Source organism: Phyllobacterium sp. LjRoot231 (assembly GCF_964253365.1).
In the GTDB taxonomy this organism is placed as follows: domain Bacteria; phylum Pseudomonadota; class Alphaproteobacteria; order Rhizobiales; family Rhizobiaceae; genus Phyllobacterium.
Window position 1 is genome coordinate 213,481 of record NZ_CAXUQT020000005.1, and the last position, 18,847, is coordinate 232,327.

Annotated in this window: 18 protein-coding genes and 1 pseudogene; 9 read left to right on the top strand and 10 right to left on the bottom strand. The window is 58.1% G+C overall.

Annotated features, from left to right (window positions below; genetic code table 11):
• The 3 genes from ACSQ3H_RS31880 to larB are packed head-to-tail and all read left to right on the top strand — an operon-like array spanning nt 1 to nt 2,677.
• A complete protein-coding gene (locus ACSQ3H_RS31880; protein WP_436121035.1) occupies nt 1-1,206 on the top strand; it encodes a LarC family nickel insertion protein in 1,206 nt (401 codons plus the stop codon).
• A complete protein-coding gene (locus ACSQ3H_RS31885) occupies nt 1,200-2,003 on the top strand; it encodes an adenine nucleotide alpha hydrolase (RefSeq protein WP_436121116.1) in 804 nt (267 codons plus the stop codon). Before ACSQ3H_RS31880 ends, ACSQ3H_RS31885 begins: the two co-directional genes overlap by 7 nt.
• The gene (gene larB, locus ACSQ3H_RS31890) at nt 2,000-2,677 is read left to right on the top strand and encodes a nickel pincer cofactor biosynthesis protein LarB (protein WP_436121036.1); all 678 of its coding nucleotides are present in this window, start codon (nt 2,000-2,002) and stop codon (nt 2,675-2,677) included. Before ACSQ3H_RS31885 ends, larB begins: the two co-directional genes overlap by 4 nt.
• On the opposite strand, the gene ACSQ3H_RS31895 is transcribed toward larB, so the two are convergent.
• Genes ACSQ3H_RS31895 through ACSQ3H_RS31905 form a run of 3 tightly spaced genes read right to left on the bottom strand, consistent with a single transcriptional unit; the run spans nt 2,666 to nt 5,634 of the window.
• Nucleotides 2,666-3,409 carry an SDR family oxidoreductase gene (locus tag ACSQ3H_RS31895; protein WP_436121037.1) on the bottom strand — a complete coding sequence of 248 codons (744 nt, stop codon included), beginning with the start codon at nt 3,407-3,409 and terminating at the stop codon, nt 2,666-2,668. The two genes, larB and ACSQ3H_RS31895, sit on opposite strands and share 12 nt — an antisense overlap.
• Nucleotides 3,410-3,466: 57 nt before the next feature.
• Nucleotides 3,467-4,183: a FadR/GntR family transcriptional regulator gene (locus ACSQ3H_RS31900; protein WP_436121038.1), complete on the bottom strand. Its 717-nt coding sequence runs from the start codon at nt 4,181-4,183 to the stop codon at nt 3,467-3,469.
• The gene (locus ACSQ3H_RS31905; protein ID WP_436121039.1) at nt 4,180-5,634 is read right to left on the bottom strand and encodes an FAD-binding oxidoreductase; all 1,455 of its coding nucleotides are present in this window, start codon (nt 5,632-5,634) and stop codon (nt 4,180-4,182) included. Before ACSQ3H_RS31905 ends, ACSQ3H_RS31900 begins: the two co-directional genes overlap by 4 nt.
• 159 nt (nt 5,635-5,793) lie before the next feature.
• Here ACSQ3H_RS31905 and gloA point away from each other — a divergent pair, with 159 nt between their 5' ends.
• Nucleotides 5,794-6,210 (top strand): lactoylglutathione lyase, encoded by a 417-nt coding sequence (gene gloA, locus ACSQ3H_RS31910; RefSeq protein ID WP_436121040.1) that lies wholly within the window; start codon nt 5,794-5,796, stop codon nt 6,208-6,210.
• 71 nt (nt 6,211-6,281) lie between these two features.
• Here the strand turns inward: gloA and ACSQ3H_RS31915 are convergent, their stop codons facing one another.
• The 4 genes from ACSQ3H_RS31915 to ACSQ3H_RS31930 form a co-directional block, all read right to left on the bottom strand.
• Entirely contained in the window at nt 6,282-7,250 is a 969-nt protein-coding gene (locus ACSQ3H_RS31915; RefSeq protein ID WP_436121041.1) for an ABC transporter permease, read from the bottom strand.
• A gap of 9 nt (nt 7,251-7,259) precedes the next feature.
• A complete protein-coding gene (locus ACSQ3H_RS31920) occupies nt 7,260-8,762 on the bottom strand; it encodes a sugar ABC transporter ATP-binding protein (RefSeq protein WP_436121042.1) in 1,503 nt (500 codons plus the stop codon).
• Between the two features lie 4 nt (nt 8,763-8,766).
• The gene (locus ACSQ3H_RS31925) at nt 8,767-9,804 is read right to left on the bottom strand and encodes an ABC transporter permease (RefSeq protein ID WP_436121043.1); all 1,038 of its coding nucleotides are present in this window, start codon (nt 9,802-9,804) and stop codon (nt 8,767-8,769) included.
• 103 nt (nt 9,805-9,907) lie between these two features.
• Nucleotides 9,908-10,990 (bottom strand): sugar ABC transporter substrate-binding protein, encoded by a 1,083-nt coding sequence (locus ACSQ3H_RS31930; protein WP_436121044.1) that lies wholly within the window; start codon nt 10,988-10,990, stop codon nt 9,908-9,910.
• Between the two features lie 229 nt (nt 10,991-11,219).
• On the opposite strand from ACSQ3H_RS31930, the gene ACSQ3H_RS31935 reads away from it, so the two are divergent.
• From ACSQ3H_RS31935 to ACSQ3H_RS31955, 5 genes and pseudogenes are all read left to right on the top strand, one after another.
• Nucleotides 11,220-12,803 (top strand): GMC family oxidoreductase, encoded by a 1,584-nt coding sequence (locus ACSQ3H_RS31935; RefSeq protein ID WP_436121045.1) that lies wholly within the window; start codon nt 11,220-11,222, stop codon nt 12,801-12,803.
• A gap of 116 nt (nt 12,804-12,919) precedes the next feature.
• Nucleotides 12,920-13,906, top strand: a complete 987-nt coding sequence (locus ACSQ3H_RS31940) for an aldo/keto reductase (protein WP_436121046.1) — start codon at nt 12,920-12,922, stop codon at nt 13,904-13,906.
• Between the two features lie 170 nt (nt 13,907-14,076).
• On the top strand, nt 14,077-14,556 hold the full coding sequence (locus ACSQ3H_RS31945) for an amidohydrolase family protein (protein ID WP_436121047.1): 480 nt from the start codon (nt 14,077-14,079) through the stop codon (nt 14,554-14,556).
• Nucleotides 14,544-14,780, top strand: a complete 237-nt coding sequence (locus ACSQ3H_RS31950) for an amidohydrolase family protein (protein ID WP_436121048.1) — start codon at nt 14,544-14,546, stop codon at nt 14,778-14,780. The genes ACSQ3H_RS31945 and ACSQ3H_RS31950 overlap by 13 nt, the downstream gene beginning before the upstream one ends.
• Nucleotides 14,777-15,771, top strand: a pseudogene (locus ACSQ3H_RS31955) (aldo/keto reductase). The gene ACSQ3H_RS31950 and the pseudogene ACSQ3H_RS31955 overlap by 4 nt, the downstream one beginning before the upstream one ends.
• A 16-nt stretch (nt 15,772-15,787) precedes the next feature.
• Here ACSQ3H_RS31955 and otnK read toward each other — a convergent pair.
• The 3 genes from otnK to ltnD are packed head-to-tail and all read right to left on the bottom strand — an operon-like array spanning nt 15,788 to nt 18,806.
• Nucleotides 15,788-17,068: a 3-oxo-tetronate kinase gene (otnK, locus tag ACSQ3H_RS31960; RefSeq protein WP_436121049.1), complete on the bottom strand. Its 1,281-nt coding sequence runs from the start codon at nt 17,066-17,068 to the stop codon at nt 15,788-15,790.
• A gap of 3 nt (nt 17,069-17,071) precedes the next feature.
• Nucleotides 17,072-17,848 carry a 2-oxo-tetronate isomerase gene (gene otnI / locus ACSQ3H_RS31965; RefSeq protein ID WP_436121050.1) on the bottom strand — a complete coding sequence of 259 codons (777 nt, stop codon included), beginning with the start codon at nt 17,846-17,848 and terminating at the stop codon, nt 17,072-17,074.
• Between the two features lie 16 nt (nt 17,849-17,864).
• The gene (gene ltnD / locus ACSQ3H_RS31970; protein ID WP_436121051.1) at nt 17,865-18,806 is read right to left on the bottom strand and encodes an L-threonate dehydrogenase; all 942 of its coding nucleotides are present in this window, start codon (nt 18,804-18,806) and stop codon (nt 17,865-17,867) included.
• Between the last annotated feature and the right edge of the window lie 41 nt (nt 18,807-18,847).

Genomic DNA, 18,847 nt, shown 5'->3' on the forward strand with positions numbered 1-18,847 from the left:
ATGGAACTGCATCTCGATCTTGTTGGCGGCATTGCAGGTGACATGTTTGTTGCCGCCATCCTTGATCTGCGGCCCGATCTGGAAGCAGGACTGACAAATGCTCTGTCATATGCACCATTGCTGGAGGGTGTTTCGTGCAAGATAGTCAGCCATGATGATGGCATTTTGGCCGGCCGCCGTTTTCTGGTCGAACGGTCCGGTTCGGATACAACTTACGATCACGAACACCATAACCATACGGCATGGCGCGATATTCGGGCGGCGTTGTCAGCTTCGTCGCTTGACGCAGAAACAATCCGCCACGCCATCGGCATATTCTCGCTCTTGGCAGATGCGGAAGCACGCGTACACGGCACGGCCGCCGATGCCGTCGAGTTTCACGAAGTCGGCGCATGGGATTCAATCGCCGATATCGTGGCGACCGCCTATTTAATCGCGCAGTTGAATGCGACCCGCTGGACTTCGAGCGCCGCTCCACTCGGTTCAGGCAGAGTGCGCACAGCACACGGCATTCTACCAGTTCCGGCACCGGCAACGGCCCTGTTGCTTGAAGGCATGCCAACCATAGACGATGGGATTCCCGGGGAACGGGTGACACCCACCGGGGCGGCGATCCTGCGCTATCTTTGCAAGCAGGAGACGATATCGCCGCAACCCCGGCAACTTGTCGCATCGGGTTTTGGCTTTGGCACGCGCAAATTGCCGGGACTAAGCAACTGCGTGCGCGTGCTTTGTTTCGAGTCCCTTGCAGCAAGTGTTGCCGGGAGTGATCGGGTCGCGGTTCTGGAGTTTGAAATCGATGACCAGACCGGCGAGGATCTCGCCCAGGGGATAGATAATCTGCGAGCGCATAACGATGTGCTCGATGTGATCCAGATGCCTGTCTTCGGCAAAAAGGGCCGGATGATGACCGGCGTGCGCATTCTGGCAAGGCCCGATGCGGTCACGCAGGTCGCGGCCCTGGCCTTTGACGAAACCACGACAATCGGTATTCGTCACGCTATTGTGGACCGTATGATCTTGCCGCGCGAAATCGTCGAGACAGATGCGGAGTCTGGGCCCATGCATGTCAAACTGGTCAAGCGTCCGGGGGGGCACACCGCGAAAGCGGAGGCTAGCGATATCGGTAATACGGCCAGTGCAGCGGAGAGGCAAAGACGCAGACAAGAGGCGGAAGCTGCAGCAAAGACAGGAAAGCAATCGTGAGGAAGAGGCTTGAAGACATACTTGTCGGAGCAGGTCCGCTGACGGTTGCTGTGAGTGGCGGGGTCGATTCAATGACGCTCGCAGCTGTTTCACATCGCCTGAGCGGACGTAACGGTGTGAATATGGTTCACGCTGCTTCGCCCGCAGTGCCGCCCGAAGCCACGCAAAGGGTGCGGGATTGGGCAGGCCGGGAAAACTGGGATCTTCAGGTAGTAGATGCGGGCGAATTCGCCGATGACAATTACCGGAGCAATCCCGTCAACCGCTGTTTTTTCTGCAAGGGCAATCTCTACGGCACGATCGCCCGGTACTCGAGCCGGCAGATCGTGTCCGGCGCCAATGTCGATGATCTGGGCGAATATCGTCCGGGACTCGATGCGGCGCGTGACCATGGGGTGCGGCACCCTTACGTCGAAGCTGGAATGTTCAAGGACGATGTCCGTCAACTCGCGCGCGAACTCGGACTTGGCGATGTCGCCGAGCTTCCCTCTTCACCTTGCCTGTCCAGCCGTGTGGAAACCTCTATCCGGATCGAACCGGAAACACTGGGTTTCATCCATGCGGTGGAAACATTCCTTGCCCAGAAGCTCCAGCCGCGAACAGTGCGTTGCCGGGTTCGCAGCAGTGGAGTCGTTGTCGAACTCGATGCAGCAAGCCTGCAGTCGCTGACTGTGGCTGACAGCACATTGCTGGAGTCATCGATCATGTCGTTGCTGCCTCTCAATCTGGCCGGCAGAACCCTTGCCTTCGCGCCGTACCGGAATGGCAGTGCCTTCCTGCGAACAGGCACATCATGACAATGGAAACTGTGCTTGATTTCGATCGAACCGATCGCATCGGCCTGGATGAGGCGATCTTCTGCGTCGGGAAATCCGTAGAGCAGATTGCGGCCATACTCGAACTGGCGAAAGCGCGCGCTGCCGGGTTGCTGCTGACACGGCTTGCGGCGGAAAAGCTGGAAGGCCTTCCCGCCGCGAACCGTGATGCGATTGACTATTGCGCGGTTTCAAGCACCGGGTTTTTCGGTCCCCTAAAGCCAATCATCTCACGAGGGGCCATAGCAATCGTCGCTGCCGGGACCTCAGACATCGGGGTTGCGCGGGAAGCAGAGCGAACGCTCCGTCACGCTGGCGTCGAGGCGACCGTGATTGCCGATGTAGGCGTCGCGGGTCTCTGGCGCCTGACCGAACGATTGGAGGAGATACGAACACATCCAATCGTCATTGCGGTGGCCGGAATGGATGCCGCCCTGGCAAGCGTGCTTGGCGGACTGGTCCCCAGCACCATTATCTGCGTTCCGACGTCGGTCGGCTATGGTGCTGCCGAAGCGGGACGCACCGCGCTCAACGCCATGCTTGCCAGTTGCGCTCCCGGTCTGGTCGTTTGTAACATTGACAATGGCTATGGCGCGGCCAGTGCCGCGCTTCGAATTCTCTCGAGCCATGAACAGTTGCGCCGTTCAGGCGTTTGACCAGCCGCCATCGACAACAATGGCATTGCCAGTCATGAAAGCGGACTCTGCGCTGGCAAGGAAGATGACGAGCTCGGCTACCTCTTCGGCGGTGCCAAGGCGACCCATGGGCTGCCGCGCGATGAAGGCGGCGCGTGCCGTTTCATAGTCACCCAATGCCCGCATGCGATCGTGCAGTGACGGGCTGTCGACTGTTCCAGGACAGATGGCATTCGCCCGGATGCCTTTGCCGACATAGTCAAGCGCAACCGATTTTGTCAGTCCGATGACGGCAGCCTTGGTCGTGCCGTAGATGAAGCGGTTGGGCGCAGCGATCACCGTCGAAGCAACCGATGCCATGTTGATGATGGAGCCGCCGCCGCGGTCGATCATGCCGGGAAGGAAGGCACGGATCATCCGGTACATGGCACGGATATTGAGACTGATGGAAAAATCAAAGGCATCCTCGTCGCAATAGAGGATGGCGCCGTGATGGACATACCCGGCGCAATTGAACAGAATATCGGGTGCCACTGTTTCAGCGGCAAAACCGGTTATGGCGGCGGGATCGAGTACGTCGAGCCGGCGGATGCTGACCCCGGCGACGTTATCGAGCGTATCCAGTTTGGCCTGATCGAGGTCGGTCGCTATCACTTTTGCACCTTCGCGTGAAAGCGCCTGGACAGCGGCACGCCCCATGCCTTGTCCGGCAGCCGTAACGACTGCCGTTTTTCCTTCAAGCCTGCCTGTCATTTTGTCTCGTCCTTGAAACTGTTGGGTGTGAAATAACGCGTCTGAAAGCTGATCGTCTCAGAGATCATCGATGTGAAGGCCGACACGACGTGCAGCGCCATTGAGGTGCAGCTGCATCGCTTCCTGGGCCGCGTCGGTATCGCCGGATGTAATCGCATCGAGGATACGATTGTGCTCACCAAGCGTCGTGCTTGCCATATCATCGGAACCCTGCTGGTTGCCTGCCGCGAGAATACTCTCCCGCACCCGCTCGGACACGAAGATCAAGAACTGCTCCATATAGCTGTTGCGGGTTGCCGCGACGACGGCGCGATGAAATTCAAGATCAGCCTTCAACCAGGCGACACTGCCATAAGGTGCTGTGTTCATTGCCGCCAGCGCGCTTTTCATGGCTTCGAGGTCGGCATCGGTTCGGCGTTGGGCAGCGAAAGCCGCGGCCTTTACCTCCAGCGCACCGCGCAGTTCAAACAGGCTCTTGAACGCGTCCGCCTGTTGCAAGGCATCGTGATCGATCGTCAGGACCGGAGAATTTGCGACGTCTGCCACAAAGGCCCCGCGCCCTTGCTGGGACCATATGCGGCCCTCAGAGCGCAACCGGGCAATAGCCTCACGCACCACATTCCGGCTGACGCCGAAGGTGGTAGCAAGCGCCTGCTCGGTCGGCAATTGATCACCCGGGTTCAGCCGCCCTTGCGCGATTTCGCGGGAGATCGAACTGGCCACCAATGTCGAAAGGTGCGGTCCGCGATTGACCTTGTCGAGCTTCAACGTCATCGATCAGCTATACCCCCAATACTTGAATGTGCCCCCAGAATCCGGCCATCGCTAAGAATGTGCTTTGGGTCAAAAGCGTCCTTGAGTCGCCCGGCAATGTCGAGAGTAACTTTATCCACCCGGTCGAGAAACGCCTTTTGTTTGACACGGCCGATACCATGTTCAGCGCTGATCGATCCACCGTAACGGTCCACCACATCGAAGATGATCGTTTCCGTCTCGTGAAACAGAGCTTCGATCGCCTCGGGAGTGCTGTTCTGTGGGGGCACGATGTTGAGATGAACGTTTCCATCCCCGACATGCCCATATGTCACGGCCAAGGCTTCGGGATGGTGCTTGGCCAGTTCGGCCAGCGTGTCTGTAACAAAATCCGCGAGCTTCGAGATCGGTACTGAAACATCCGTCCTCAGATAGCGGCCGCCGCCGCCTTGGGTCTCGACCATCGTCTCCCGCAACAACCAAAGCCGCTCGGCTTGCGCTTTGCTGGACGCCACCACGCCATCCACCACGATATCCCCGGCGTCGCCTAGGAAGTCCTCTAGGATCGCTCTGAGATCCACCCTGCCTCCGGCGGAAGCCTCGATCAGAACGTAGACAGGGTAGGGCTCGCTCAGCGGGTCCGTCAGTCCAGCGCCGGCATTCAGTGCAATGTCGATGCCTCCACGAAGGATCAGCTCGAAGGCTGTCAGCAAGTCGCTGCATTCGCGCCGGGCACGGGCGTAGAGCGCCATGGCATCTTCAACGGACCGCAAGCCAACGAATGCGGTTTCCACCTGCGTTGGCCGCGGGAAAAGTTTGAACGCAGCGGCGGTAATGATGCCCAGCGTTCCTTCGCTGCCGATAAACAATTGCTTCAGATCATAGCCGCGATTGTCCTTGCGCAGGACCTTCAACCCGTTCCACACCCGTCCATCGCCAAGGACAACCTCGAGGCCAAGCACAAGATCACGCGTCATGCCATAACGCAGGACATTGAAACCGCCAGCATTGGTCGCGACATTGCCGCCGATCCGGCAGCTTCCCTGCGCGCCAAAGGTTATGGGAAGCACGCAGTCATGCGCTTCGGCGAAGCTTTTGGCTTCCTCAAGGATGCAGCCTGCCTCGACCACCATGGCAAAATCGATGGCGCTGATGGAGCGCAATCTGTTCAGGCGTTCCAGCGAGATGACGACTTCACCGCCTTGAGGCGCCGCCACGGCAGCGCCCACGAGACCCGTCAGACCACCCTGCGGTACGACCGGGATGCCTTCCCTGAAGCAGATTTTCATGAGCGTCGAAACGTCTTCGACTGTGCGCGGACGCGCAACGGCCAATGGCCGTCCAAAGTGGTCGCCCGACCAGTCACGGCTATAGGGAGCCATGTCCGTTTCGGCCGTGAGTAAAATACCCTCCGGAACTGCGGCGGTCAGCGCAGCGAGTGACTTTCTATTAGAGGGTGGCAGCACATTCATTTCAGATTCTCCGCGATAGCGAAAACAACTGGACAACTATCCCTGTCGCCATGTTATCATACAACTATGGTTTGGAACTTCAAGCGGCAGTGGCCTTGCCTTTTGCCAATTGTTGTTGAAAATCAAACTAAAGCGATCATCTACAGGAGGAAGAACCCCATGAGCGATCCCGACACCCGCTTTCGAATGATGCACACCATGATCCGGGTTTTCGATCTGGACAAGTCGATCAAATTCTACACCGAATTGCTTGGCATGAAGTTGTTGCGTCGCGACGAGTATCCCGAAGGCAAGTTCACGCTGGCGTTTGTCGGCTATGGTCCGGAGGAAAACAACACGGTGGTCGAGCTTACCTACAATTGGGACCAAGCCGTTCCCTACGACATTGGTACCGGCTTTGGCCATCTGGCTCTCGGCGTCAACGACATTTACGCGGTGTGCTCGGAGCTTGAACGCAACGGGGCCAGCATTCCGCGCAAGCCGGGACCGATGAAGCACGGCACCACGCACATTGCCTTCATCGAAGATCCGGATGGTTACAAGATCGAGTTGATTGGCCTCGATACAATGAAATAAGTTCCACCTGCCGGGCCGCCCGCGCGTCCGTGCGGTGCGGCTCCGGCGAGTGCTCTCACGCCTACCCCTGTTCATTTGATGATCGCGATTTTGCTGCGGTCGATGGTGATGGCCACGGCCGCGATCAGCACTGCGCCAAAAACCACGTTCTCCGCGAAAATATTTACACCGACGAACGTCATGCCGATGCGAACGATCGAGATGATCAGTGCGCCGACGGCGGTGCGGCCAACGCCTCCGAGACCACCAGTGATCGCCGTGCCGCCGACGATAACTGCAGCAATGGCTGGAAGCAGCAGCTGGTTGGCAAGGCTCGGCGAACCGCTTGAAAGCCGGGCAGCGAGAACGACGCCGGCGATGGCGGCGAGGGTGCCGGAAAGGGCGAATGCAATGATCTTGGTGCGATCCACATTGATGCCTGCCGCATAGGCCGCCGGTTCCCCCGCACCTACAGCGAGGCTCTGCCTCCCGAAGCGCGTGTAGCGCAAGGCGAGATAGCTTGCGAGTCCGACGACGATAGCGATCAGGACCACGACGGGTGTTCCAAAAATCGTGGCGTTGATCCAGGAAGTGCTTGCGCGCCCGCCTTCTTCGATGGTTATTGCCCGGCCGTTTGCCAGCCACAGCGCCATGCCCGCAACCACGCCGCCCGTTGCAAGCGTTGCCACGAAGGACGGCACGCGCAGCCAGACATGAACGACGCCGCTGAGAATGCCAAACACCAGACCCGCCGCAATCGCCACCGGAAAGGCAAGCAGTCCGATCGATGGCAGCAACTGAGCAAGAATGACGCTGGCAAGCGACGCGACGGCCTGGATCGACAGATCGATGCCGCCGATAAGGATAACGAAGGTGACGCCGGTAGCCAGGATGAACAGCACCGCTGTGTTGGACAACAGCAGCGCCAGGGTTTCACCTGTCAAAAAACCGGGTGAACCGATTTCGACGATGATGACGAGCACGACGAGGAGCGCTGGAGGGATTGCACCCTGGACCCAGGCATTGGCAAGCATGGATCTGAAATCGAATGAATTTTTCATCGCCGCTCCTCAAACCATCTCGCGCAACAGTTCGACCTGATCCGGCTTCTTGCCGGGACTGGCGTCGAACTCGGCGGTGACTTCACCGTCACGCATGACGAGTACCCCGTGCGAAAGACCGATCGTCTCATCGAGCGTGTCGGAGATGAGCAGGATCGCGATGCCCTGCGCCGAAAGATCCCTGACAAGATCGTAGACTTCTTCCTTCGCACCGACATCAAGACCGCGTGTCGGATGATCCAGGATCAGCACCCGCGAACCCGCAGTCATCCAGCGCGCCAGAACCACCTTCTGCTGGTTGCCGCCGCTGAGCTTGCGGCAGGCAGCATCCGGTCCGGGCGTCTTGATGCGCAGTTTCTTGATCCAGTCGACGGCAAGTTTCTTCTCTTGCTTGTAGTTGATTGCTCCGCCGCGCATGACACAGGTCAGGTCCGCAAGCGTAATGTTCTCTGCAACCGAGAGAAACATCACCAGCCCCTCGACGCGCCGTTCCCGCGGAATATAGCCAATGCTCTTGCGCACGGCCTGTTCCGGGGAGGTAAAGCGGACGGCTTCGCCCTTTATCGTCAACATGCCTTCGGTCTGGGGCAAAAAACCGCCGATCGTACGCGTGATTTCTTCACGTCCCGAACCGACGACCCCCGCAATGCCGATGATTTCTCCAGCATGTATCTTGAAGCTGACATCATGGAAAGCACCGGCGACACCGAGCTTGGATGCCTCCACGATAACTTCACTGCGCGGGGCGTTCTGCTTACCTTCCTTGTAGTATTCGGTCTGCAAACCTCGGCCGACCATGATCTCGTGCAGGGCAGGGGCTGTCACATCCTGAGAGCGATGCTCGGCCACGACTGCTCCGTCTTTCATCGTATAGACACGGTCGGATATCCGCAGCACTTCCTCGAGACGGTGTGAGACGAATACAAAACTCGCGCGGGATTTGAGGGACTTTATCCGCGCAAACAGCACGTCAATATCGGAAGCGCTCAGGACGGAGGTGGGCTCATCCAGCAGGATGACCAGGGGCCGGTCGACGCTTTCCTCAAGGGTCAGGGCTTTGGCAAGTTCCACCATCTGGCGTGCGGCAAAAGTCAGTCCAGAGGCACGGGCAGTCACGTCGATGTCGACGCCGATCTTTGCGAGCTGGCGGCGCGAGGCATCGTTCATTGCCCGCCAGTTGACGATACCAAAGCGGGTGAATTGGTGCTCCTGTCCGAGATAGATGTTCTCGGCGACCGTCATGTTCAGGAGCAGCGACTGCTCCTGAAACACCATGCCGATACCATGGCCGGCGGCGTCGCGCGCATTACGCATGCGGAGTGGCTGGCCGTCGAGCGTAAGCGTTCCCGAATCCGGACGATGCGTGCCGGCAAGAATGCGCATCAGTGTTGATTTTCCAGCACCGTTTTCGCCGATAAGCCCGACCACTTCATTGGGCCGGATTTCGATATCGACATTCTTCAGTGCGTATGTGCCGACAAAAGATTTGCTGATCCCGTTTGCTGCAAACATGGCGTCACTTCACGATCTTGAGGTTGAAGCGATCCAGCGACAGCGCGACCGCGGCGATGATCATCAGGCCTTGCACCGTCTGCTGAATATAAGGTGAGATGCCAAGCAGGATCATGCCGTTGGCCAGCACTGTAACGATCAGAACGCCGACCAGCGTATTGAGGACACCGCCTTCGCCTCCCGTCAGTGCGGTGCCGCCAACGACGACAGCAGTCACCGCTGCAAAAAGACGCCCATCGGCAATCACAGCATTGGATTGTCCAAGCTGTGCGGCGGCGAGCACACCCGCCACGCCGAAGAAGAAACCAGCGAGACCGAAAGCGATGATGCGCACGCGGCGCAAATTGATGCCGGAGAGTTCGGCCACGTCTTCACCGCCACCGATCGCCATGATGTGACGGCCAATGCGTGTGTGGTATTGAATGACGATTGCGACAGCGAACGCAACAAGCGCGATCCAGACTGCCAGCGGAAATCCGAGGAAGCGTGACAACGCCAAGGCCCGGATATTCTCGTCCATCAAACGCACGGCCGAACCGCCAAGCATATAGACCGAAAAGCCGAGGCCAATAAACCACACACCGAGCGTGGCCATGAACGACGGTATCCGCAGCATGGTCTGCAGAAAACCGCTCGCCAAACCCATTACGGTGCTCGCCACGATAGCTGCTATCACGGCAAACCAGCCGTAATTGTTGGCATTGCTATCGTTTGTCGCGAGCAGCACGAGCACCATTGCCGCGACGGACATGGCACCTTCGACGGAAAGGTCGATGCTTCCAAGAAGGATAATGAAGGTCATGCCCATGGCGAGCGTCAAAGGCACCGCCGCCGAGTTCGCAACACGCACCAGATTGCGTGGTTCGATGAAATTCGAGTTGGCAATCGTGATCAGGATACAAAGGACAATCAGGACGGCCAAAGGCGCAAAAGCACGCCAACGTCTCGCCTTACCTGCGCCTATACGGCTCCAGAACGATTGCATCGCCGTTTTAGGCTCCATACTCGAAATGGACTTCATGGTTTCAGAATTGACTGTCAACAGACTACATCCAGCGTGAAAATTGGGAAAGGATCGGCAGCGAAACCAACGCTGCCACGCGCAATGATGGACGCAGCCAGGCCGCGTCCTTCATTGCTGGTTTTCAGGCGCGTATTGCGCCAGTCACCCGGCCCCAAAGATCGTTCCAGTCCATTGTCGGCTTGGAGTCGATATTGTTCTTATAATACTCTTCGACATTGTCCTTGGTGATCGAAACCACCTTGCCGTAGAACTCGCGGTGTTCCGGTGGCTGGGTTGCGGGATCGAATTTCTTCATGTGGGCATTGTAGCCGATGGAAAGACCCATGCCGCCCTGCCAGAATGGATCCGATGTGATCGTGCAGGCAAATTCTCCCGTACGCACCGCGTCCACGGCGGTCTTGATACCGTCGATACCGACGATTGGAACCTTGCCGGCGAGACCTTCGGCGCGAAGCGCTTCAAGCGCGCCTGTGCCCATGTCGTCATTGGCTGCCCATACACCTTTGATCTCATCACCAAACCGCGTGAGGAGATTGCCGGTCAGGTCGAATGCTTCGGTGGATTTCCAGTTGGCAACCTGGAAATCCAGGAGCTTGATATTCGGGTTCGCTGCAAGAGCTTCATCGAGACCCTTTTTGCGTTCGATGGCTGCTGTCGTCGAAATCAGGCCGCCAAGCGCAACAATACCGCCCGAGCCGCCGATGGTCTTGAAGAGGATTTCGGCAATCTGCTTGCCGCTGGCGATGCCATCGAATTCGATATGCGATACGTAATTCGGGTTGAAATCGCGCGGATGAAGATCGGCCGGCTTGTTCCACTGGGTCACCACCGAGGCGCCTGCACTCTTGCAGGCTTCAACGATAGGGCGCGCATCCGGCGTATCGTTCGGATCGGAATTGAGCACCATATTACCGCCGGTCTTGGCAAGCATCGCCTTGATATCGGCGATGCCTTTCTCGCTGTTACCCTCGGACACAAGCGTAACGTGCTCCAGACCGACCGAAGCGGCATAGGCCTCTGCGCCTGTCTTCCACACAGCGTGGTAGGGATTAGAAAGCGAGCGTATCGATGTTACGAGTGTTGGCGCTCCCTGCGCCCATAGCCGTTTCGGCATTGCCGCCACTGCCAGGCCGGCGCCTGCGCCCATCATCAGCGTCCGGCGATTTATCTGGCCGAAACGTGCAATACTATCCGTGTCATTCATTCCTCTATCCTCCCAGTGGAAATCATGTGCGCTGAAAAATGCCTCTCCTCGAAGCATGAAATGTCAGATGAAGCCGATGCCGCTAGCCTCCTAATTGTACGACAACCCTCCAACACGATAACCATACCCTTTCTCTTGACGCTTCACAAGAGACTTGAGATTGTACGTTCTGAAGGATGCCGGTGCTCTGCCGGTTGCCAAGCTTACATCCCGGCATGGGAGGATATGAATGTCTGATTATATTATCGTTGGCGGTGGCTCCGCTGGCTGCGTTCTGGCTGCGAGATTGTCAGAGGATCCGCACGTGTCAGTCACGCTGCTCGAGGCCGGTCCGCGCGATACGAATTTCTACATCCATCTGCCTGTTGGCTTTTTCAAGATGACGGCGGGACCATTGATCTGGGGCTATGAGACCGCTGCAGGCAGCGAGATCGACGGCCGGACCATGGTCTATCCGCAAGCCCGCGTGCTTGGCGGCGGCAGTTCCATTAATGCCCAGGTATTCACCCGCGGATGCCCGGAAGATTATGACACCTGGGTCGCAGAAGAGGGTTGCGCCGGCTGGTCATTCAAGGATGTCCTTCCCTATTTCAAGAAGTCCGAGGGCAATGACACATTCGTTGGAGCTTATCATGGCAATGAGGGGCCGCTGGGCGTCAGCTCCGGCAATCCGCATCCGTTGACGCGGATATTTGTGCAGGCCGCACAACAGGCGGGCCTGCCCTTCACCGCTGATTTCAACGCCGAGAAGCAACAGGGAACGGGGTTCTATCAAACCACGACGAAAAACGGCAAGCGCAGCAGCACCGCCGTCGGCTATCTCAAGCCCGTCCTCGGACGCAAGAACCTCACCGTTCGGACCGGCATTTTCGTTAATCGCGTTGTCATCGACGACGGTCGCGCAACCGGCGTCGAAATCATCGAGAACGGCAAAACCTCATTACTGCGCGCGGAACGGGAAGTGATTGTGGCGGCAGGCGCCATCGGTTCGCCCAAGCTGCTCATGCTTTCGGGTATTGGCGATGCGACGCATCTGAAAGCCACCGGCGTCGAAGTCATTCATGACCTGCCGGGCGTCGGGCAAAATCTTCAGGACCACATGGATGTCGATGTGCTCGCGGAGCTTTCCGGTCCCTACGGAATAGACCGCTACAAGAAGCGCCGCTGGCAATTCATGGCCGGCCTCGAATACACGTTGTTCGGCAAGGGACCGATCGCATCCAATATTGTCGAAGGCGGCGCGTTCTGGTGGGGCGACAAGAGCGAGAAGACGCCGGATATCCAGTTCCATTTTCTGCCGGGTGCCGGTGTCGAGGAAGGCATCGGTTCTGTACCCGGAGGCAATGGCTGTACGTTGAATTCGTATCATGTCCGGCCGCGTTCGCGTGGTTCCGTGACGCTGCGCTCTTTCGATCCGCATGATGCGCCGGTTATCGACCCGAATGCCTTTTCCGATCCCTATGATCTGGAGCGTGCCATCGATGGTATCATGCTGAGCCGCGAGATTCTTGCGCAGCCCGCTTTCCGGCCATTCATTCGCCGCGAGCATCTGCCGGGCGATGCGGTCACCTCACGGGAGAGCGCAGCCCGTTTCGCCCGGCAATACGCGCGCTCGGCCTATCACCCTGTCGGTACATGCCGCATGGGCATAGGGGAGAATGCAGTGGTCGACCCGCAATTGAGAGTGCGTGGTATCGAAGGGTTGCGTGTCTGCGACAGTTCGATCATGCCGCGGCTGATCTCGTCGAACACTAATGCCGCCACTGTCATGATCGGAGAGAAAGGGGCGGATATAATCCGGAGTGGCGCATAAAACTCATTAGCGTCGTCTTACAGGGTTGTCGTAAATGTTGGGTAAAGATTGGAAGACTGCGTTTTGATGGCGCCAGAGTTTGCAGATACGGCGCGACGCCGACAGGGAGATGAAAAATGCGAATGAGAGAATTTGGACGCACCGGCCGCAAGGTCAGTGAAATCGGCTTTGGTGCCTGGGCTATCGGCGCTGCCTGGGGAGAAGTGAATGACGAGGAAGCGCTGGCGGCGCTTCATGCCGCGCTCGATAACGGTGTCAATTTCATCGACACGGCGGACGTCTATGGTGATGGCCATTCGGAACAGTTGATCGCGAAGGTCGTCAAGGAGCGCGGCGGCGAAAGGCCATTCATCGCCACCAAGGCAGGACGGCGCCTGCCGGAACAGACCGTTGCCGGTTACAGCGCCGAGAACCTTTCGAACTATATCGAGCGCAGCTTGAAGAACCTTCAAACCGACACGCTCGATCTGGTGCAGCTTCATTGCCCGCCAACAGACCTCTACTATCATCCGGAAGTTTTCGAGAGACTCGACAAGCTTGTTGAGCAGGGCAAGATTCGCAACTACGGCGTCAGTGTCGAGCGCGTCGAAGAAGCTCTCAAGGCTCTTGAATATCCGGGCATCGTCAGCGTGCAGATCATTTTCAATGCGTTCCGCCAGCGCCCGGCCGAGCGGTTCTTCGACCTTACCAAGGAGACGAAGACGGCGATCATCGCACGCGTGCCGCTTGCCAGCGGGCTGCTTTCCGGCAAGTTCAAGCGCGATACGAAATTTGCCGAGAACGACCATCGCCAATTCAACCGCAATGGCGAAGCTTTCGACGTCGGCGAAACCTTTTCGGGCGTGCCTTACGAAAAAGGCCTCGACGCGGTGGAAAAAGTTCGTCCGCTGGTTGCCGGCGATACGACAATGGCCAAGTTCGCACTGCGCTGGATCCTCATGTTCGATGCGGTCACGGTCGCGATCCCGGGTGCCCGCAATCCGGCGCAGGCCCGCTCCAATGCCGAAGCCGTCGAGCTTGCTCCACTATCCGCCGATACGATGGACAAGATCAGGGAGATCTACCAGCAGGACATCAAGCCCTACGTGCATCAGCGCTGGTGATTTCCGATTATGGCATCTCCGATTATCGATTCACATCACCACTTCGGGAATCCGGCAAGCGGTGGCGACTACGGCTGGTTGAGCGGTCCATTTGAACCGCTCAACCGCAGTTCGAACCGGGCGATCTGCGCCCGGCTCTGGAAGCCAATCACGTTTCGGGAACCATCCTTGTGCAGACGTGGAATGATCTCGGCGAAACCTGGGATTTCATCGAGACGGCCGCAAACACTGATTTTGTAGCGGGCGTGGTTGGATGGGTCGATCTGACCGATCCGTATGTTGCAGATACATTGGCAGAACTCCAGCAAAGCCCAAACGGTAAATGGCTGGTCGGTGTCCGACATCTGATCCAGACCGAATCCGATCCGAACTGGCTTCTGCGCGATGACGTATGCCGTGGTCTGCAGGCCGTACAGGATGCGGGCCTGGTCTACGACCTTGTTCCCAATCTTCCACAGCTTCCGGCGGCGATCGGGACCACCAAGGCCTTTCCCGAGCTGCGTTTCGTACTCGATCATATTTCCAAGCCGAACATCAAGAACCGCGAGTTCGATGTGTGGGCCGAACTCATGCAAGGCTTCCGCGGGGAGCGGGGGCACGTCTGGTGCAAACTGTCTGGCATGATCACCGAAGCTGATTGGCAGAATTGACGCCCGGGGATCTCAAGCCCTATGTCGAGCATGTGCTTGATGTTTTTGGACACGACCGCTGCATGTTCGGCACCGACTGGCCGGTCTGTCTGGTTGCGGGCAGCTATGATGACGTTATCGGCGCCTTGCGTGAATGTCTGTCGGATCTGACACCGCAACAACGCGAACGGATTTTCGGCGGCTCGGCCATCGAGGCATACAAGCTGCCGGGCTTTCAATTATGAGCCTTGAACCAATCGGAGAGAGCCGCATTGGATTTGCGTCACGGCTTGGCTTTGGTGCGAGCGGGATCGGCACACTCTATCGTGACGTGCCGGAAGCGCAAGCGCAGGAGGTACTCCGCAGCGCCTACGATGCTGGCCTTCGATATTTCGATACGGCCCCGCTTTATGGCCACGGTCTCAGCGAATTGCGGCTTGGCCAGTTTCTTCGCACCTTGCCGCGGGAAACCGTTACCGTATCCACCAAAGCTGGACGTTATCTCGTGCCACCGAGGGGCGATGGCGTCGATTACGGACCATGGGCCGCGCCACTTCGACTGAAACCTGTATTCGATTACAGTTATGACGGAACGATGCGCTCACTCGATCAATCGGCCATTCGTTTGGGTTTTTCAGAGTTCGACCTGGTCTACATTCACGATGTCGATCGGTTCACCCATGGCGACAGGTTCGAGCAGTGCTTCAATGAGGCGATTGAAGGGTGCTATCGCGCACTCGACGATTTGCGTAAGGCGGGTCACATAAGGGCGGTTGGGGTTGGCGTCAATGAAAGCGATGTCGCGACGCGCTTGCTGCAAAATGCAGACCTCGATGCCGTTATGATTGCTGGGCGCTATACATTGCTCGATCAGAGCGCGGCGGATGACCTTCTTCCCCTGGCGGCAAGCAAGGCGTCGAAATCGTTGTCGCTGGCGTGTTCAACTCTGGAATACTGGCTTCGGGACCAACTGGTGCAAACCTCACCTATGACTACAAGAAACCGCCCATTGCCATTCTGGAAAAAGCCAAGCGCCTCGCTGCACTTTGTGAGAAACACAACATACCACTGCAGGCTGCCGCGCTTCAGTTTCCGTTCCGTCATCCGTCTGTTTCAACTGCCGCCATTGGCATGAGCCACAAGGAACGCGTCGGTCAGAATGTGCGCTGGTTCGAGTGGGAAATTTCGAATTCTTTCTGGGCCGATGCCGTGCAATCGGGGTTAATTGCAGAATAGTCTGGCGATAATAACCTTAGTGCATCATGGCGAGGGCGGCGGCGAAGAAATCCTTGCCCCCGAAGTTTCCCGATTTCAGCGCCAGAAGCATATCTCCCTGCACGTTGCCGACCGTCCGCAACACCGGCACTCCGGGTGCGATCTCAGGCCCGATCAGGAATGCGGGAATGGCAAGCCTGTCCACCACCGCGCCGGAGGTCTCGCCTCCTGCGATCACCAGGCGGCGTACGCCTCTTTCCACCAGTTCGGCCGCGATGGTGGAGGTGGCGGTTTCGATTGCATGGCCCGAGGCCTCGCGTCCATATCGCGATTGCAACCGGGAAACTGTTTCGGGTGACGCACTTGCCGCGACAATCAACGGACCGGCCGAAATGTGTTCGCCGGCCCAGGAAAGCGCAGCGGATATTTCGTCTGAACCCGCCAGCAGCTTTTCGGGATCGAGCCTCAGTACGGGCATCGATCGTTCGGCAACTTCAAGCTGCTCGAGCGTCGCCCTGGAGCAGCTGCCGGCAACGATGGCGGCCAGTCCGCCGACGGGACAAACGGTATCGGTGGTGGTTCCAGCCTGTAATGGCACTTGGCCAGAGTTTACAAGCGCCCGGGCAAGTCCAAGGCCCAAGCCGGATGCGCCGGTCGAAATCCGTGTTTGGAGTACGACGGCGCCAAGGGTTTCGAGATCGCGTTCGAAGATCGCATCGGCAATCGCCGCCGTGAAACCCTGCGCGCGCAGGGCGTCGAGCCGCGCCGTCACTGCCGCTGATCCGGCCGCAACCGTTGCCAGATCGATAAGGCCGACAGTGCCGCGCGACTGCCTTGCCATAACACGCACGAGATTGGCATCGTGCATCGGATTGAGGGGGTGGTCCTTAAGCGGACTTTCGTTTAGCGGTTGCCCGTTGACGAAAAGGTGGCCGAAATAGACGGTCCGGCCCGTCTCCGGGAAGGCCGGTGTCACAAGTGCGATACCGCCGCCTGCCATGTCGCAAAGCGCGTCCGTGACCGGCCCGATATTGCCGTCATCGGTGGAGTCGAATGTCGAACAGATCTTGTAAAGCACGTGTTTTGCGCCCCGCCTGTGCAGCCATTGATAGGCCGCTGACGCAGAAGATACAGCATCCGCTGCAGCCACCGAACGGATCTTGAGCGCGACCACCACCGCATCGACATCCGGCAAGGCCAACGCGGCGTCCGGTATGCCCACTGTCTGGATCGTACGCAGGCCACTTTTCGTTAATGTGTTGGCGAGATCGGATGCGCCGGTATAATCGTCGGCGATTGATCCAAGCAAAATAGCCATGCTCTAGCTCCGTGCAAAAGGTTTGAACCAGTTCAAACCGTCCAGCGTGTGGTTTCTGGGGATATATTCGCAACCGACGAAACCGTCATAAGCAAGCCGGTCGATCTCCTCGATCAGATAAGGATAATTCAGCTCTTCCCCGTCGGGTTCGTGGCGGGATGGAACACTCGCGATCTGGATATGGCCGATTATTGGCATTAGACGACGCAGGGCCATGACCACATCGCCATGCATGATCTGGCGATGATAGATATCGAACTGCAGTTTCAGGTTCGCCAGACCAAGTTTGGTGATGAGCTGTTCGGCTGCATTGAAATCATTGAGGTAATATCCCGGCATGTTTCGTGCGTTGATGGGTTCGATCATCAGGTCGATACCCGCTTCGACAAGCCGCTCGGCAGTGTAAATCACCGAGCGCCGGTAACAGGATGCTGCATCTTCGTCATGAGGATCGGCAATACCAGCCATCAGGTGCAACCGCTTTACGCCGGTCGCAGACGCATAATCGAGCGCCCGTTCCACATCCGATTTCATGGCATCGAACCGTCCGGGGAGCGCCGCAATACCGCGCTCACCCGCGGCCCAGTCACCCGGGGGCAGATTGAACAACGCCTGCTGAAGATTATTGCGGACAAGCTTCTCGGCGATTGCTTCCGGCGTGGCTTCATAAGGAAAGAGATACTCGACCGCGGTAAATCCGGCATCTGCCGCGGCGCTGAAGCGATCAAGAAACGGCCACTCGTTAAACATCATCGTCAGGTTGGCGGCAAATACCGGCATGTTCAGTCTCCTCTCATCAAGCCTGCAATTTGCCGCTCTCTCCTGGCAGCTCTGCACCCGATAGTTGAGCGTAGATCCGTGCAAGAGAGGAGTCGTCATCGCGACCCATGCCGGCACCGGAGGCGGCCAGGTACATCTGCAAAGCCGCAGCTACGAGAGGCACCGGATAACGCTCTGCCCGCGCCATATCCTGAACGATACCAAGATCCTTGACGAAAATCTCGACGGTGCTGAGGGGCGTGTAGTCTCCCGCCAGCACGTGCGGTATCCGGTTTTCGAACATCCAGGAGTTACCGGCGGACGCCGTGATCACTTCGTACACCTTGTTGAGATCGAGCCCCTGTTTGGCAGCGAAGGTTATAGCCTCGCAGGCGGCGGCGATGTGCACGCCGGCAAGGAGCTGGTTGACCATCTTGAAGGCCGCACCTGCTCCGGCTGCATCGCCGAGTTCGTAGACTTTGCCCGCCATTGCATCGAGAGCCGGGCGGGCAAGCTCGAAGGCCTGCTCGGAGCCCGATGCCATGATCGTCAATTCGCCGGTCGCGGCCTTTGCCGCTCCGCCCGAAATCGGGGCATCGAGATAATGAAAGCCAAGAGCCTCGACACGCTGCGATAGATCACGTGCCACAGCGGGGTCCATCGTCGCTGACGAGATAAAAACGGCACCGGGTTTCATCCTGTTGGCGATGCCATTTGGCCCGAACAACATGGCCTCGGTTTGCGCGCCGTTGACGACCACGGAGACAACGATGTCGGCATCTTTTGCAGAGTCGCCGGGTGTCGTTGCACTGCGACCGCCGTCCGCAATGAAACGATCGATCGCCATGGGCGTAATGTCATATCCAACAACATCAAGGCCGGCGCGTTTCATCGACAGGGCCATCCCGAGCCCCATTGAACCCAGTCCGATCACGGCTGCCACAACGGCATTCCCCGGAACTACAGTAAGCGGTGACATAACTATCCTCCAGTCTGGTCCGGCACCCGGCACTGCGGGCG